At 65.9% G+C, this 15985-nt stretch carries 14 protein-coding genes; 3 read left to right on the top strand and 11 right to left on the bottom strand.

The window, feature by feature from the left end; genetic code table 11:
- Positions 1-12 precede the first annotated feature (12 nt).
- Positions 13-1473, bottom strand: coding sequence for a carboxylesterase/lipase family protein (locus ACIPUD_RS01920; RefSeq protein ID WP_085360703.1), 1461 nt, complete (start codon positions 1471-1473; stop codon positions 13-15).
- Between the two features lie 81 nt (positions 1474-1554).
- Positions 1555-1764 (bottom strand): hypothetical protein, encoded by a 210-nt coding sequence (locus ACIPUD_RS01915; RefSeq protein WP_085350308.1) that lies wholly within the window; start codon positions 1762-1764, stop codon positions 1555-1557.
- Between the two features lie 226 nt (positions 1765-1990).
- Here ACIPUD_RS01915 and ACIPUD_RS01910 point away from each other — a divergent pair, with 226 nt between their 5' ends.
- The 3 genes from ACIPUD_RS01910 (at position 1991) to ACIPUD_RS01900 (ending at position 5477) form a co-directional block, all read left to right on the top strand.
- On the top strand, positions 1991-4681 hold the full coding sequence (locus ACIPUD_RS01910) for a flavin-containing monooxygenase (protein WP_446480033.1): 2691 nt from the start codon (positions 1991-1993) through the stop codon (positions 4679-4681).
- A 129-nt stretch (positions 4682-4810) separates the two neighbouring features.
- A complete protein-coding gene (locus ACIPUD_RS01905; RefSeq protein WP_018457466.1) occupies positions 4811-5083 on the top strand; it encodes a hypothetical protein in 273 nt (90 codons plus the stop codon).
- An 88-nt stretch (positions 5084-5171) separates the two neighbouring features.
- On the top strand, positions 5172-5477 hold the full coding sequence (locus tag ACIPUD_RS01900; RefSeq protein ID WP_018457465.1) for a hypothetical protein: 306 nt from the start codon (positions 5172-5174) through the stop codon (positions 5475-5477).
- Between the two features lie 19 nt (positions 5478-5496).
- On the opposite strand, the gene ACIPUD_RS01895 is transcribed toward ACIPUD_RS01900, so the two are convergent.
- The 9 genes from ACIPUD_RS01895 to ACIPUD_RS01855 form a co-directional block, all read right to left on the bottom strand.
- Positions 5497-5652 (bottom strand): hypothetical protein, encoded by a 156-nt coding sequence (locus tag ACIPUD_RS01895; protein ID WP_018457464.1) that lies wholly within the window; start codon positions 5650-5652, stop codon positions 5497-5499.
- Positions 5653-5763: 111 nt separating this feature from the next.
- Positions 5764-6279, bottom strand: coding sequence for a septal ring lytic transglycosylase RlpA family protein (locus ACIPUD_RS01890; RefSeq protein WP_018457463.1), 516 nt, complete (start codon positions 6277-6279; stop codon positions 5764-5766).
- A 93-nt stretch (positions 6280-6372) separates the two neighbouring features.
- Entirely contained in the window at positions 6373-6594 is a 222-nt protein-coding gene (locus tag ACIPUD_RS01885) for a hypothetical protein (RefSeq protein WP_026233375.1), read from the bottom strand.
- Between the two features lie 30 nt (positions 6595-6624).
- The gene (locus tag ACIPUD_RS01880) at positions 6625-7875 is read right to left on the bottom strand and encodes a DUF1501 domain-containing protein (RefSeq protein WP_085360697.1); all 1251 of its coding nucleotides are present in this window, start codon (positions 7873-7875) and stop codon (positions 6625-6627) included.
- Positions 7876-7877: 2 nt separating this feature from the next.
- Positions 7878-9329 (bottom strand): DUF1800 domain-containing protein, encoded by a 1452-nt coding sequence (locus ACIPUD_RS01875; protein WP_368507283.1) that lies wholly within the window; start codon positions 9327-9329, stop codon positions 7878-7880.
- 171 nt (positions 9330-9500) lie between these two features.
- Positions 9501-12017, bottom strand: a complete 2517-nt coding sequence (locus tag ACIPUD_RS01870) for a M56 family metallopeptidase (RefSeq protein WP_446480032.1) — start codon at positions 12015-12017, stop codon at positions 9501-9503.
- Entirely contained in the window at positions 12014-12406 is a 393-nt protein-coding gene (locus ACIPUD_RS01865; RefSeq protein ID WP_018457458.1) for a BlaI/MecI/CopY family transcriptional regulator, read from the bottom strand. The genes ACIPUD_RS01870 and ACIPUD_RS01865 overlap by 4 nt, the downstream gene beginning before the upstream one ends.
- Positions 12407-12669: 263 nt before the next feature.
- Positions 12670-14322 (bottom strand): NAD-dependent malic enzyme, encoded by a 1653-nt coding sequence (locus ACIPUD_RS01860; RefSeq protein WP_083926483.1) that lies wholly within the window; start codon positions 14320-14322, stop codon positions 12670-12672.
- 313 nt (positions 14323-14635) lie between these two features.
- Positions 14636-15631, bottom strand: a complete 996-nt coding sequence (locus tag ACIPUD_RS01855; RefSeq protein WP_247475463.1) for a tripartite tricarboxylate transporter substrate-binding protein — start codon at positions 15629-15631, stop codon at positions 14636-14638.
- Positions 15632-15985 lie beyond the last annotated feature (354 nt).

Here is a 15985-nt window from a genome sequence, read left to right as displayed (position 1 = left end):
AACTCATCCCCTCTAATGCGCGAACCGGTCCAGACGCTCCGACCAGGGGTCGTCTCCGCTCGCGATGCCATCGTTCGCGATCAGCAGCAGGCGATCGCTGCCTGCGGCCGAATCCCAATGCGGCAGGTCCGCACCGTTGGGATCGCCGCTCCTGGCGAAATTGATCCAGTAGGCGCGCATGCGATTTGCGACCTCGCGATCGGCTCCTGACAAGATGCCTGCACCGGGCATGCCTTCGACGCCGAAGATGAACTGCAATTCCCGCCCGTGACCGCCCTCGGGGTTTGCGCGCCGTGCCTCCGGCACATAGGCGAAGCGATAGCGAAAGGTCGGCGCACCGCTGGCGGCATGCAGGCGCGCCAGCAGTCTCACTGGCTCGGAGAAGACCTTGTCGGTGTAGAACCTTGCCGCGCGGTCCGAAGGTCTGGCGAGATCGGGATAGAGCCTGCGCAGCTCATCGCTGGTGGTGCCTGACGATGCCAGCTCTTCCCGGATATCCAGCTCGCTGTCGAAACCGGTCTCATCGTCGTTCGAGCCGATGATCAAGGGGATGCGGCTCTCATGTCCAGCTGCGAAACCCGCGGCGACCTCCTCGCCCACCAGACTCCCATCGATCGTCGGCGCGAAGCTGCGCGGCGATTTTTCCAGGAAATGTTTTTCGACGGCAAGCAGGCGTTGCGGTTCGGCTGTACGTAAATCGGCCTGTCGCCCCAGCACCGCCACGAATTGCCGCCCCACAATTTCGGCCTCTTGTGCCGAACGCAGGCGCGCACGGCCGGGGATCGATTGCAGAATGGCTTTCTGGAAGAGATCGCGCGATTGCTCCGACAGCATCAGCAGCGCGATCGACGTTGCGCCTGCGCCACTGCCGAACAAGGTGACGTTCGTGGGATCACCGCCGAAGGCCGCGATGTTGTCGTGCACCCAATGCAGCGCCGCGATCTGGTCCATCAGGCCGAAATTGCCGGAGCCGCCTTCCGACAGCGCGGGATCGCTGAGCCAGCCGAACGCGCCGAGGCGAAAATTCACGGTCACCACGATGAGGCCGGCTTGCGCGAGCCTGGCACCGTCGAACAGCGGATCATTCGCGGTGCCGCTGACGAAAGCGCCGTCGTGGATGAACATCATCACCGGTAGCGGGCCGTCGACCCCGAACGGACGAAACACGTTCAGCGTGAGGCAATCCTCGCTCGATCCCGGCAGCGAGGGCTGAAGACACGGCGCGCCATAGGCATAGGCGGTGCGCATCTCCGAGCTCTCGGGTGCAGCCTGCGGCGGACGCCAGCGCAGCGGTCCGATCGGCGCGGCCGCATAGGCCAGCCCCTTGAACGAGGCCACCTCGCCTTCGACGGCGCCAAGCATCTGTCCTTCGCGTGTCAGCGCAAATGGAAACTGGCCGACCGGCTGGGCCACGACCGAGCCGGCGCAACAGAGGACGAGAGACGTCGCAAAAAGCGCGAACACAGACCGCATCTTCGGAGCATCTCGACGCGCGGAAGGATTTTGGGCAGGTTATGTCCGTGGCCCGCCGCGAGGCAAGCGCCGCGGCTGCGCCTAGCTCCGCTTGGCGGCAAGCTCCGCCAGTGCGTGCCGTGCGATGATGCCGAGCTCGCCGAGCGTGGAGTGACCGGACCGCGCCGCCTCGATCAGCCGCTCGGCGATGAACCTGCGGCTGTCGTGATCGCCGCCGTGAGGCAGTTGGCGGCACGTCTCCTCCAGGACGACGTCCATGTTCGCTTTGGTCCGCTCACTCAACTCTGTCATGACGCCCGTTGCACGCGTGGCAAAAACAAGAGCATACACAGGTGGATCGACCCTGATTAGCCCGGGAAATCACGGCCCTTGTGCATCGCGATGCGTGTGCCGCCGCAACATTCACGCGGCCATGATGAAGCCGCAAATGGCTACCGAAGATTGCACATGCCGTGATGACAAGCCGAACCTGCAGCGATAGCCTGCGGGCAAAATAAAACACACGGGAGGAAATGCCATGCCTGATGCAATGGTTGCTGCACGTACTTCGGACACGGGGCGCGGAACCAGCCAGCAGGTCGATGTTGCCGTGGTCGGTGCCGGATTTGCCGGCCTCTATCTTCTGCATCGGCTGCGCAAGGCCGGCCTGACGGCGGTCGGCCTCGAAGAAGCCGGCGACGTCGGCGGCACCTGGTACTGGAACCGATATCCCGGCGCGCGCTGCGACATCCAGACCATCGATTACAGCTACACCTTCGATCCCGACCTCGAGACCGCCTGGACCTGGTCGGAGAAATACGCGACCCAGCCCGAGATCCTGCGCTATCTCGGCTTCGTCGCCGACCGCTACGATCTCAGGCGTGACATCCGCTTCAAGACCAAGGTCACGGAAGCGAAATGGGACGAGGCGATCGAGCGCTGGCAGCTCACCACCGACAATGGCGCAGCGGTCTCCTGCCGCCATTACATCATGGCCACCGGCTGCCTCTCGGCGCCGAAGCCGCCGGAGATCGACGGCGTGAAGGACTTCAAGGGCGAGGTCTATTTCACCGGACGCTGGCCGCATGACGGCGTCAATCTCGCCGGCAAGCGCGTCGCGGTGATCGGCACGGGATCGTCGGCCATTCAGTCGATCCCGCTGATCGCCGAGCAGGCTGCGCACCTGACCGTGTTCCAGCGCACGCCGAATTTCGCGCTTCCGGCGCACAACGGTCCCGCGCCGTCCGATCGCATGAGCCTGCTGCAAGGCGATCGCGCGGCCTATCGCGAGCAGGCGCGCCAGTCGATGGCCGGCGTGCCCTATCCGCAGCAGACGGTCGTGAGCTGGCAATTAAGCGATGCCGAGCGTCGTGAGCGGTTCGAACGCGCTTGGGCGGCCGGCGACCTCGTCCACATCCTGACCCAGCTCTGGGCCGACCAGGCGGTCGACATCGACGGCAACAAGATCGTCCAGGACCTGATCCGCGAGAAGATCCGCGCCGCCGTCAAAGACCCCGAGACCGCCGCGGCGCTGATGCCGGACGATCATCCGTTCGGCGCCAAACGCCCCTGCCTCGATACCAACTATTACGCGACCTACAACCGGCCGAACGTCACGCTGGTCAATCTGCGTCAGGAGCCGATCAAGGCGATCACCGCAAGTGGGATCACGACGGCCAAGCGCAGCGTCGACGTGGACGTGATCGTGTTCGCGACCGGCTTCGACGCCATGACCGGCGCGATCCGCGCCGTGCATCCGATCACCGGACGTGGCGGCAAGTCGCTCACCGACGTCTGGGCGCAGGGGCCGCAGACCTATCTCGGCCTCACCGTCGCAGGCTTCCCGAACTTCTTCATGATCACCGGTCCCGGCAGCCCGTCGGTGCTGTCGAACATGGCGGTGTCAATCGAGCAGCATGTCGACTGGGTCGTCGACCGGCTCAAAGCATTGCGCGACGGCGGCTTCACCACGATCGAGCCGACCGAGACGGCGCAGGCCGGCTGGAACAGGCACATGGCCGATTGCTCGATGGTGACGCTGCACCGGCTCGCCAACACCTGGTACACGGGCGCCAACGTGCCCGGCAAGGTGCAGGGCCTGATGCCCTATACCGGCGGCGTCGGTCCCTATCGCAGCATCTGCGACGAGGTGGTCAGCCGCGGCATGCTCGGCTTCAAGCTGACCGGCCCCGACGTCGCCGCGCAATGCAATGACGGCGAGGTGGTGCGGCTGCAGCCGGACGTGCGGCTGGTGCTGAACCTGCTGGCGTCACTCAACCTGCCGCCGATCGAGTCGATGGGCGCCCTCGGCGCCCGCGCCTTCGTCGACGAGTTCAACAAGGGCCGCCCGGCGGGACGGCCGATCGGCGAGATCGTCGACGGCACCCTGACAGGCGCCGACGGTCCGCTGCCTTACCGGGTATACCGGCCGGCAACGCCGGGGCCGCATCGGGTGGTGGTCTATTTCCACGGCGGCGGCTGGGTGCTCGGCGACGAGCAGTCGGACGAGCCGTTCTGCCGCGACATGGTGCGGCGGACCGGCATGATGCTGGTCAGCGTCGGCTATCGTCATGCGCCCGAGCATCGTTTCCCGGCCGCGGCCGAAGACGGCTATGCGGCGACGCGCTGGATCGCCGAGCACGCCGCCGAGCTCGGCGGCAGGCCGGGCCCGGTGCTGGTCGCGGGCTGGAGCGCCGGCGGCAACATCGCCGCCGTCACCTGCCAGCTTGCGCGCGATCGCGGCGGCCCTGAGATCGCGGGCCAACTCCTGATCTGCCCGGTCACCGACTGCACCTTCGACCGCCCCTCCTACAACGACAATGCGACCGGCTATTTCCTGACGCGCTCGCTGATGTACTGGTTCTGGGACCTCTACTGCTCGCCGACCGACCGCACCGATCCACGCGCCTCGCCACTCCGCGGCAAGGTCGAAAGGCTACCGCCGGCCTTCGTCGTCACCTGCGAATTCGATCCCCTGCGCGACGAAGGCATCGCCTATGCCGAGGCGATGGCAGCCGCCGGCGTCCCGGTCGAGCAACTCAAGGCGCGCGGCCATTTCCATTCATCCTTCACGATGGTGGACGTGATCATCACCGGCGCGCCGGGCCGGGTGCAGATGGCCGAGGCCTTGCGGCGCTTTGCCGGGTTGCCGCCGGAGGTCAGCCGCGGCGATGAGACCAGCCTCGGCCGCACTGGTACGGAGCACAGAATCGCGGCCGCCGCGAGCTGACAGCGAAAATTGGCGGAACCATTTCCCGGCCGCCGCGTTAAGGGGCGTGAGGCACTGAGATGCAGTAATGGGTGTAGGCCCCGGCACGCAGGCTTGTGTGCCCGGGGTCTTTTTGCGTGAGGCGGGACGATGGGGGACGTGGTCGGGGATTCAAAGGTCGACTTTGGTGTCCTTGCGGTGCTGCATAAATGGCCGTCGCTTGCGAACCAGCGACGGTCGGACCGAGCGTCCTACCAGGTGATCGAGGGTACGCTCGACGAATGCATCTCGGCGTTCATGGCGAAGCCGGCGGCGACCAGGCATCTCTATGAGATCCGCACCATCGCGCAACCGCCGCTGGTCACGGACATTCTCTCGCCCGAGCACATCACGGAGCTGGCGCGGCTGCGCGAATTTCTCTGATCCTCGCAGAAGCACCGGCTGAGCGCGGGAACCTTCTGCCGGTTTTTCCCGTTGATGGTGATCGGAAGCGAAGGCGTGAGTGCCTCACATGCTTGAAGCCGGCGTGCCAGCCCCTGTCGTGCCCTATGGCGCAGACCAGACCCTGTTCGTGGTGATCGACCGCCTCGACAAGGCGACCGAAATTCGCGTCGAGCGAAGCGATCTCGACGCCACGATCGGCGAGCTCGTCGCTGGCTGCTTCAACGACCCCATCAAGGTCATCTCGTTCAACACGCTGGAGCACTGGATGAAGGACATCTCGACCGATGTCGCCGGCGAGATCCGGGCGCGCTGTGACATTGATGGCATGACGCTGCCGGACTATCTCAGCGACTTCGTCGAAAGCCACAGCTGAGCGCGCATGGGGATGAGAATCAGGCGCGCCGGTACTTGCCGGCGATGACCTCGATCTCGCGGCGGCGTTCGTGCGCGAAGGTCAGGAGCTTTTCGATCGTCAATGTATCCGTGATCCGTTTGGCCAGCCGCTCGGCGCGTGCGGCCTGATCTTCGAGATACTGGATCGTGGTCAAACGCCGCCTCCCAAGAGCTTAGATCTAGTCCCGAATGATTGGGTATCCATGGTGGCTTGAGGCGGCTAACAGCCGGTTAAGCACAGCGCTTCGGATCGATGCAGCCGCAAATTATTGCACCACGTCGAGCCGGACATTGGTGACACCCTTGTCGACCATGCCGAGCGCCTCCGCCGCGGAGGGAGAGACGTCGACCACGCGTCCGCGAACATACGGCCCGCGATCGTTGATCCTGACGGTGACGAAGCGGCCGGATGAGACATCGGTGACGCGCAGCTTGGTGCCGAACGGCAGGCTGGGATGGGCCGCGGTCAATTCGTTCTTGTCGAACCTCTCGCCGCTCGCCGTCTCCGTGTCCGAATAGAAACTGGCGACGCCGTGGGAGACGCTCTGCTTTGCATCACCGTCGGGGATGCGCGCCCGGCTGATCGGACGCGGATGCAGCGCCGCCACCCTGTGCGGTCGTTCGACAGCGGCCTGGCGGTGGGTGCCGAGATCGGCCTTCTGGTGGCCGACCGGCGATTGCGCACACGCCGCAAGCGACGCCGCGCCGATGGTGGCGAGCAGGATCCGGCACAGGCTTGCCGGCGAAATCCGGGCATTTTCGGCACGTGCAAAGCAAGACATGATGCGCCCTCCGAATGGCCCCGAGTTTCGGTGGGCAATGAGGGCAGAACCTTGTCGGAACGAAAGCGCGCCTGAGGCCGCAGCCGTTTCGGGTTAGCTGTGGCGATTCCACCACACTGGCTTGTCCTGAATCGAGACAGGCTCGTGGGATAAGCCCGATACGACGCGCCAGATCGGGCGCGTCTCCGGCGGAACCTCGTCAGGTTCGGCGCCGCTCCTCGAGAGCCGCGCGAGCTCGCGCCGATAGAGCCGCTGCCAGCCGGTCTTCAAGCTGGCGAGAAAGTCGAGCTCCCGTTGTGTCAGCGTGCACATCATGAACCCGATCCGGTTGCGAGAGCCGCGTCGTCAGCCGACGAGGCCTCCCATCGGTTTGACGTCGGCGCTGCCCGGGAAGACGGCTTCTGCGAGCACCTTCTCCTCGACGCGCAGATGATCCCTCAGCAGGCCTTTCAGCACCGCGCGCAAATCCGTGGTCGGCTTGAGATCGCGATCCTCGAAGAGTTGCGCCGGCTTCAGACCGGGCCAGTCCGCGATCACGCGACCACCGTTGAGCCCGCCGCCGATCAGGAAAGCGACCGTGCCCGTGCCGTGGTCGGTACCCTGCGTACCGTTGATGCGCGCGGTTCGCCCGAACTCGGTGACGACGGCCACGACTGTTTCGCGCCACGCTTCGCCCATATTGCTCTCGATCGCGGCAAAGGCGCCGTCGAGAGCACCGAGCAGATTGTAGAGCTGGCCCGAGGCCACGCCCTCGGCGATGTGCGTATCCCAGCCGACGAAGCCCATGGCGCCGACACGCGGGCCGTCAGGCTTGGCGAGATAGCGCGCGGCCGTGCCGGCGGCTTCGGCGAAATAGGCGCGCACGCGCGCGATGCCGGGCGGCGGCAAGGTCGGATCGTCGGACATCGGATCGCCCGCGCCTGGTGCGCCGCCGAGCGAAGCGAGCCTCATGCGGGCCTGGAGCACGGTCGCAAGCTTCGGATCGGTGTGCTGGTAGAGATCGAGCAGGCGGTTCTGCGTGTCCTCGCTCGCCGGCAACAATCTCTGCGGCACCCATGTCATGACGGGCGCCGAACCGCGCACCACCAGCGGCGTCACGGAGCCGATGCCGAGCGCGCGGCTGCCGCGCGGGTCGACACGCCCGCTGGATTCCAGCGCGAGCAGCGCGCGGTTGAGCCATCCCGAGCTGGTCATGCCCGGCTTGACGAGCCCGCTTTCCAGCACGTCCTGGCCGTCGAAATGCGAACGCTCGCGATAGGGCGTCGCGGCGGCATGGACGATCGCAGCCTTGCCGCTCTTGTAGAGCCGATGCAGATTCGGCATCGCCGGATTGAGCGCGAAGAAGGCATCGAGCGGCAGCGCGGGCGGCTTGCCGTCCAGCACCAGCGCACGATCGCCGCGCAAGGAGATCCAGTCGGGATCGCCGACCGGCGCAACCGCGCCAAGGCCGTCGAGCGCGCCGCGCAGCACAATGACCAGCAGGCGCGGATCGCGCCCTTCGGCACGCGCGATCCGCGGCATCTGGCTCCACGCGAACAGCGCGCCGGAGCCGACCAGAAGCTCGCGCCGCGTGGGCAGATGATGGTCAAAGCCCATGGTCACCTCCTCTGGAAATCCGCCGACATGAACAACAGCGCGAGCGCCTGCTGCCGGCTCTCGGCGCGGCCGACGGCCTGCTTCACCTCGGGTGATATCTCCGATGCGAAGACGTCCTCGATGATCGCCTGCGGATCAGCCGTACCGGCGAGGCGCTCGGCAAAATTGTTGGCGATGTCGAGCCGCCGGCCGACGCCGTCGATCCAGCTCGCCTCGTCGTCCGGATAGCCCTTGGGCGCGGATGGACGCCACAGCGCCTCGCCGAGCAGCTCCAGCCCGCCGGTGAAGCGGACTGGATCGACCGTCGTGGCGCCGGTCGCGCGCACCATGCCAACGCCCCACTCGCTGGGGCGCTTGAGCTTCGACGGCGGCCGGCGCCAGGCCTCGTCCGAGGACACCATCGCGATCGCGACCTGCTTAAGATCGCCCTCGGTGTCGCGAAAAGTCTTCGCCATCTGCTCGATCAGCACAGGCGGCGGCTCGTCGGCGACGAAATGGCGCGCGAGCTTGGTCGCGATATGGGTTGCGGTCGCCGGATGCGCGGCGAGATCGCGCAGCACCGCGCGGCCCTGCTCGGCATCCTCCTGCTCGTAGCGCTTGCCGAGCACGGTTTGCCCGCCGGGCTCGTGCAGCCGCGGATTGAAGGTGAACTCGCCACCGTGCTCGGGATTGTCGCCGGGCGGCACCAGCGTCCATCCCGTCAACACATTGGCGAAGCTGATGACGTCGTCCTGGGTGTAGCCGGCGCGCACGCCGAGCGTATGCAGCTCCATGATCTCGCGCGCGATGTTCTCGTTGAGGCCGCGGCTGCGGTTGATGCCGGCGATCGAGTTCGCACCCATCGAGCCGAGGTTGTCGAGATAGAACAGCATCGCCGGATGGCCCTCGACGGCCAACAGGAGATCGACGAAGCGGCCGAGCATATTGGCGCGAACGGCTTCGCGCTCATAGGCGCCGGACATGCTCTGGATCTTGTTGGCCGAGATGCAGAAATGGTTGGACCAGAACCACACCAGCCGCTCGGCGAAGCCGATCTCGGCGGCAAGCGCGGCTTCCGTGCGCAGCTTGGCTTCCTGCAAATAGATCGGACGCCCGGGATCGGGCACGGCCTCGGCCGCCTGCTTGGCCGCCATCTCGGCGGCGTCCTTGTCCGCACCCTGCCCTTGCGTCTGGTCTTCCGACATTGTCGGCGCGGACGCCGTCTGCTGCCTCTTGGCCTGCTGCTGCGCCTGCTTGGCCCTAGCCGCGCGCCGCGCATTGGCGTCGGCAACGGTGCGATAGGCCTTTGCGCTGGTGGGAAGGACGGCGGCGGCGGTCAGCGTGAGCGGCCGGTCGAGATCGGCGATCAGTGCGCCGCGCGGGTCGGTGCCGACGGCGGCGATCGATCCCGGTCGCGGCCCCATCCCGAAGCGATGAAGCGCCAGCACAGCTTCGGCCTTTGCGGAATTGGTCATCGCGAACGCCTGATTTTCTCGAGCCTGCCAGCGGCACGCCGCAAAAGGCTACGAACCGTAATGTTACAGATCGTAGCATTTGCGGTGCTGGCCCGCAAGCAGAGATTGCGAGGTCCCGTCCGATATCGCGAGCCGCCCATCCGGCGTGACTGATGGACGGCCGCAACGCTCCTAGAAATTCGGCCCGAGCGCGATCTTGGTGATCGTGCCGTTCCTGACGCCGATCCGCCATTCCGCCGAGCCGTTGGCGAACTGGGCGATGTAGATGTCGCTGTCGAGCGCGGTGACGCCGCGGAACGAGACCGCACGCAGCGCGCCGAGCTTCGCCAGGATCGCCTGGTCGAACGGAAGCTGCTGCCGCGTGATGTCGGCGACTTCCGACGTCATGTGCTCGTAGTCCGGCTGGCCCTTGCCGACATCAGCGATATAGCGGCGCAGCATATCCTCGCCATTGGCGATCGGAACGGCGCGGCGGGCGGCGCGCCCCGGCTTCGCGCCCATGTTGGAAGCCTCGACATTGTGGAAGCGCGTCTGCCGGCCCGGCATCAGCACCTCGAGGCACCGTCCGGACTTGTCGGCGATCACCCAGGGATTGTTCACCGTGGTCGTGGCCGCCCAGCTCATGTTGGGCCTGACCACGCTCTGGGCCTTGCGATTGCCGTCGGCATCGAGATTGAAGACGCGGATGTCCTCGCCCATCTCGTTGTAGACCATGATCCGGATCGGCGAAGTGCCGGCGCGGCCGCGCACATTCGCCTCCTCGGCGCACGTGACGATGCCGCCGAGCTCGTCATTGCCGTCGGCCCGGAAGATGACGTCGCCGGCCTTGCCGTCTGGCTCGAGCAGCAGGCGGAATTCCGCCGTGCCGTTCTTGAATTTCGCACCATAGATGTCGTAGCCGCCCGGTCCGACGCCGCGGAAGAACAGCGACTCCACCGGACCGAGGGCGACGAAGGTCGCGTGCAACTCGTCGACCTGGCGGTGGACCTTGGCGGCGAGCGGTGCGCTCATCCGGTCGTAGTTCGGCGTGCCGCTGCGCAGATCCTCGATCCCGCGCAGGATCATCTCCTTGCCGCCGGAAACCGGGACCTGCTCGCGGAAACGATCGGGGACTTCCGCAACGCGACGCGCGAAGTCGGCCTCGATCGCCTGCGCCGCGGCCGCATCGATCCGCGGTGCGAGGCGGGCGCCGAACACCGCGTTCTGGACCAGCACGCGCGAGACCCTGGCCTGCTCGTCGCGCAGGAAAACCAGCAGATTGTCGCCACGGATCGAGAAGGCGTCGGCCCCCTCAGCGAGGAGCGCAGCCCGGCCCTGTACGGTTTCCTGCACCTGGAGCCGATCCCCGTCGCGGTCCACCGTGAGCACGCGGTTCGGTGCGATCCTGTACCAGCCCACATATTGATCGAGTGATCCGGAATCGGTGGCCGCCGTCGGCATCTCGGCAACGCGAAGTGCGCGGATGTCGCGTCCATTCATGCGCAGCATCAGCTCGGCGGAGCGGCGCTCCGCATCGAGCGGGAACGTGATCTCACCGGACGAGGCGGGGTAGGATGCGATGCCGTCAGTGCCGACCGTCAGGCGCAATTTGCGCTGCCCGGTGAGCTGGCCGTAGACCTCGTCGCCGTCGCGGAAGATCGCGAACACCGAGGTCGGACCCATGGCGTAGAAATTGACGAAGGGGCGGTAATGCTGGGCCGGCACCTCTCCACTATCCGCGGCGAGCGGCGCAGGCTGCGGCGTGCGATAGGCGATCATGCCGGCGGACACGATCACGGCCGGGACGATCGCAGCCGCGATCCACGCCCGCTTGCGCCAGCCGACCGCGACGGGCATCGCGGCGGCCGCGATGATGCGCTCGACGCGGGCGCGCACGGTCGAGGCCCGCGCCATCGCGAGCTCGACCGGCCGCGGGTTTACCGTGCTTGCAAAATCAAGCAGGATTTCCGCATAGGACAGCCGGTCGTCGATCACCTCGATGGCCTCGGCGTCGCTGATGATCTCGGCAAGTTCGGCCAGACGCGCGAGCTGCCACCACGAGAACGGGCTGAACCAGAACACCGCGCGATTGAGGGAGGCGAGCAGGAGTATATAGAAATCGCGGTTGGCGACATGCGCGCCCTCATGCGCGAGCACCGCGAGGCGCTTCTTGGCGTCCCAGCCGGAAAATTGCGGCGGCACCAGAATGGTCGAGCCAAACGTGACGGGACCGCCGACGTCGCGGCTGACGCGCACATCGGCGTCGACCATGCGCGGACCGTTGATCGGCCTTGCCGCGCGCGCGAGGCGCCAGGTCAGACAGAGGCCGATGGCCAGCCGCAGCAGCAACAGGCTGGCGACGCCGGCATGGACGACGGTAGCGATCAGCCACCAATTGATCGAGACGCCGTTCTTCGACGGCGGAATCGCCGCGCCGGGCGTCATCGGCTGCATGGGCTGCGGCATCTCGAACGTCGAGATATCAGCCGGCATGACATCAGCCGGCACCGATACCGGCGATGGCAGCCGGGTGATCGTGACCGTCGGCCAATGCATCACGAACGGCATCGCCAGCGATGCCAGCAGCACGACGACCCACGCCGTCATGTGGACGTGCGGATTGCGCACGCGAAACAGGTTGAGGCCGAACCAGACGACGCCTCCCAGCACAAGGGAGCGCAGCGCCGCCTCCGCCAGAGTTGCGATCATTCTTTCTTCACTCCCCTCGCCTTCTTCGCCTTGGCCACCTGGTCGGCCAGTGTGCGCAACTGCTGCTGATCGAGCATCGCATTGTCGACCATGCCGACGAGGACCTCCTCCATCGAGCCGTTGCAAAACCAGTCGACGATGCGCTGCACCGCCTTGGCCGCAACCCGCGCGCGCTCTTCGGCTGCGTGGTAGACATAGGTGCGTCCGTCCACCGTGTGCCGAGCATAGCCCTTTTCTTCCAGCCGGCGCAGCACCGTGCGGACTGTCGATTCCTTCAGCCGACGCGACAGCTTCTCGCGCACAATTTCGGCCGTCACAGGACCATGAGCCCAAACCAGTTGCATGACCTCGTGCTCGAGGTCGCCCAGTTCGGGCAAACGATCGTCCATGGCGGCTTACCTTGATTTCGAATTTCTTGTAACGCTACCGAGCGTCGCATATACGGCCGCGCCGCGCAACCGGGTTTCTACCTGAAATGGTATCGCTGTGCTGACCTAACGTGGCTTGCTTCAAGCGGTCGTCGGGCCCGGGCTTGTCCCGGGCATCCACGTTCTTCGTACCATCCGGCGAGGCGTGGATGGCCGGGACATAGGCGAGCGGAAGCGACGCCGTCCTTCGGACGGCTATGCCCGGCCATGACGAGGCGGAGGCCTCAGTACTGCGGCTCGTACATCTGGGACTGAACCAGTCCCTTCACGTCGTTCGGCGCGGGTCCGTCCGCGAGCCCGCGCTGAAAGGCGACATCGGCGACGGCGGCGGCGATACGCACCGAGACTTCGCGGATGCGTGGCAGCGCCGGGTAGAGGCTGCCTTGCGCGAGATCGTCCTTGCCGACGCAATCGGCGAGCGTATGGGCGGCCGCCATGAACATCTCGTCCGTGACCAGCCGCGAGCGGCTGGCGATGACGCCGAGGCCGACGCCCGGGAAGATGTAGGAGTTGTTGCCCTGGCGCGGCACGAAGGTTCGGCCGTTGAGCTTGACGGGGTCATACGGACTGCCGCAGGCAAACAGCGCGCGGCCTCCGGTGTAGCGGTAGGCGTCCTCCGCCGAACATTCGGCCTTCGAAGTCGGATTGGAGAGCGCGAACACGATCGGCTGCTCGTTGAGCTCGGCCATCGCCTTGAGCACGTCGGGCGTGAAGGCGCCGCCGACCGCGGCAACACCGATGATGGCGGTCGGCTTCAGCGTCCTGATCGCGGTGAGGAAATCGGCGATCGGCGCCTGACCGGCATGGGCATAACGGAGCTTGTGACCGGACAGGCCTTGGCGGGCGCCAACGACGAGGCCGCGGGAATCCACCAGCCAGTTGCGCCGAAGCGCCTCGGCTTCAGAGGCACCTTCCGCCATCATCGCGGACGTCACGAGATCGGCGATGCCGGTCGCGGCCTCGCCGGCGCCGAGGAACAGGATGCGCTGGTCCTTCAGCTTGCCGCCGTTGACGCGCAGCGCCGAAAACAGGCCGGCGAGCGCCACCGCAGCCGTGCCCTGGATGTCGTCGTTGAAGACGCAGGCCTCATCGCGGTATTTGTGCAGCAGCTTGAACGCCGAGTGGTTGGCGAAATCCTCGAACTGGATCAGCACACCCGGAAAGGTCTTTCGCGCGGCGACCATGAACTCGTCGACGAAGCTGTCATAGGCCTCGCCCGTGAGCCGCCGCTCGCGCAGGCCGAGATAATACGGGTCCTTCAGGAGCTCTTCGTTGTTGGTGCCGACGTCGAGCACGATCGGCAGGCACGTTTCGGGATGCACGCCGGCGCACGCGGAATAGAGCGAGAGCTTTCCGACCGGAATGCCCATTCCGTTGGCGCCGAGATCGCCGAGGCCGAGGATGCGCTCGCCATCGGTGACGACGATCAGCTTGGCCGGATAGGGCCAGTTCTTCAGGATCTCGGCGATCTGGCCGCGATCGCGCGAGGAGATGAACATGCCGCGTGGCCGCTGGAAAATCAGGCCGTATTTCTGGCAGGCGAGCCCGACCGTCGGCGTGTAGATGATCGGTTGAATCTCGTCGATATTGTCGACGACGACGCGGAAGAACAGCGCCTCGTTGCGGTCGTGCAAGGCATTCAGCGCGACATATTTCTCGAGATCGGTCGGCAGCGTGCGCAGATTGACCAGCACGCGCTCGACCTGGGTCTCCATCGTCAGCACGCAAGGCGGCAGCAGGCCGCGCAGGCCGAGATCGTCGCGCTCCTGCGCGGAGAAGGCGGTGCCCTTGTTGAGCAGGGGATCGCGCAGCAGCGCCATGCCGTGCACGGAATCGGACGATGTCGAATGGGCGCTGACCCGAGCAGGTCTATTCACGAATTCCCCCAGGGAGTTTCTTATTGAAGGGCGAGCATTGTCGGCCAGCACTCACCTGAGATCAAGGACGCAGAAAACTGCGGCAAGCATTGTGATCCCGCACCGCAGCGAGGTTTTGGTGACAGACCGGTCGTCGTTCGCACGAAAAGGTTAACGCCGCGAGGCTGTCGTTCTCCTCATGGTGAGGAGCGCGGAACGCGCGTCTCCGGACGATGCTTTGCATCGCCGGGCGAACCACGCAGGCCCTGCTCTCGCTTGCGGCGCATCCTTCGAGACACCCGCTCCGCGGGCTCCTCAGGATGAGGCAGTGGTATTATTCCGCCTTGATGTCGGCGGCCTTCACGATCGGCCACCATTTCTCGGTCTCGGCCTTCTGGAAGGCTCCGAGCGCTGCGGGCGTCTGCTGATCGGGCGGAGGAATCTCCTGCCCCAATTCGCCAAACCGCTGCTTGACGGTGGGATCGGCAAGCACGGTGACGATCGCCGCGTTGAGCTTCGTGACGATCTCCTTCGGCGTGTTCTTCGGTGCCCAGATGCCGTGCCAGTAGGAGATGTAGAGACCGGGCAGCCCCGCCTCGTCGACGGTCGGGATGTCGGGCGCGGAGGCGAGCCGCGTCGGTGACGTCACCGCGAACGCCTTGATCGCGCCGTTCTTGTAGTGCGGCAGCGAGTTCGAGGCCTGATCGAACATGATGTCGATCTGCCCGGCCACGAGATCGATCATGGCGGGCCCCGCGCCGCGATAGGGCACGAACTGGAAGTCGGTGCCGGTTCTCTCCTTGAAGAAGACACCGGCGACGTGAGCCCCCGTGCCGGCGCCGGCCGTTCCGGCCGTCACCTTGCCGGGATTGGCCTTCAGCCACGCGATCATCTCCTTCAGAGTGTTGGCCTCGAGCGACTTCCGGCCGACGATGAGCTGCGTGCCCATCGCGATCGTCGCGACCGGCTCGAAATCGGCGATCACGTCATAGGGCAGCTTGAAGATCGCGCCGTTGAGCACATGCGTGCCCCAATGGCCGATCGTGATCGTGGTGCCGTCAGGCGTTGCGCGCGCGACGCGGGCGCCGGCGATGCTGCCGGAGGCGCCCGCAACATTTTCGACCACGATCGTCGTGCGCAGTTCGGCGGCAATGCGTTCGGACAGGATGCGCGCCAAAGTATCGGTCGGGCCGCCCGCCGCGAACGGCACCACGAGGGTGATCGGCCGCGACGGAAACGGCTGGGCGCTTAGCGGCGCGATCAACCCATAGGCGATCAGCCCAGCAATGACGATCGCATGATTATGCAATCCGGCCCACAGCCCCCGCATCAGTCTCCCCCACGCTTTTTATCGCCCGCATGTTGTCAGCAGGCTGGAGCCGGAGTGAACGCTGCGGCGCGGGCCGAGGCAAGCTGAAAATGATGTCGGACAGCTTAGGACATGTACTCATAAACTCGCGCTGCACTTCGTCTGAGGTCCACTCTGCCTCCGATACCGGCCGCGTTGGCGCACCTCACCCTAGGTCCGAGTTGGGCCATGTGTGGAAATCGCGTGGGGCCCGCTCAGCTGGCGTTAGTGCTTCATTGGCGCGTGTCCGACCGATGACCCGCAGGCTCGGCAAATCGCACGATGGGACCCCGCCTGCTCAATCGCTCAAGAACTTCTTTCTTACTTTCAGCAAGC

This window comes from Bradyrhizobium sp. CAR08 (genome assembly GCF_052871955.1).
Note: the sequence above shows the minus strand (reverse complement) of the source record. Positions and strands in the feature narration are given on the sequence as shown.

Bases quoted from the DNA above. Each gene is read 5' to 3' on its own strand.
- ACIPUD_RS01885 (WP_026233375.1), bottom strand. From the start codon at position 6,594: ATGATGTGCACGCTGACACAACGGGAGCTCGACTTTCTCGCCAGCTTG.
- ACIPUD_RS01865 (WP_018457458.1), bottom strand. From the start codon at position 12,406: ATGGACGATCGTTTGCCCGAACTGGGCGACCTCGAGCACGAGGTCATG.
- ACIPUD_RS01855 (WP_247475463.1), bottom strand. From the start codon at position 15,631: ATGCGGGGGCTGTGGGCCGGATTGCATAATCATGCGATCGTCATTGCT.
- ACIPUD_RS01890 (WP_018457463.1), bottom strand. From the start codon at position 6,279: ATGTCTTGCTTTGCACGTGCCGAAAATGCCCGGATTTCGCCGGCAAGC.
- ACIPUD_RS01900 (WP_018457465.1), top strand. From the start codon at position 5,172: ATGCTTGAAGCCGGCGTGCCAGCCCCTGTCGTGCCCTATGGCGCAGAC.
- ACIPUD_RS01870 (WP_446480032.1), bottom strand. From the start codon at position 12,017: ATGATCGCAACTCTGGCGGAGGCGGCGCTGCGCTCCCTTGTGCTGGGA.
- ACIPUD_RS01875 (WP_368507283.1), bottom strand. From the start codon at position 9,329: ATGACCAATTCCGCAAAGGCCGAAGCTGTGCTGGCGCTTCATCGCTTC.
- ACIPUD_RS01905 (WP_018457466.1), top strand. From the start codon at position 4,811: ATGGGGGACGTGGTCGGGGATTCAAAGGTCGACTTTGGTGTCCTTGCG.
- ACIPUD_RS01910 (WP_446480033.1), top strand. From the start codon at position 1,991: ATGCCTGATGCAATGGTTGCTGCACGTACTTCGGACACGGGGCGCGGA.
- ACIPUD_RS01915 (WP_085350308.1), bottom strand. From the start codon at position 1,764: ATGACAGAGTTGAGTGAGCGGACCAAAGCGAACATGGACGTCGTCCTG.
- ACIPUD_RS01880 (WP_085360697.1), bottom strand. From the start codon at position 7,875: ATGGGCTTTGACCATCATCTGCCCACGCGGCGCGAGCTTCTGGTCGGC.
- ACIPUD_RS01920 (WP_085360703.1), bottom strand. From the start codon at position 1,473: ATGCGGTCTGTGTTCGCGCTTTTTGCGACGTCTCTCGTCCTCTGTTGC.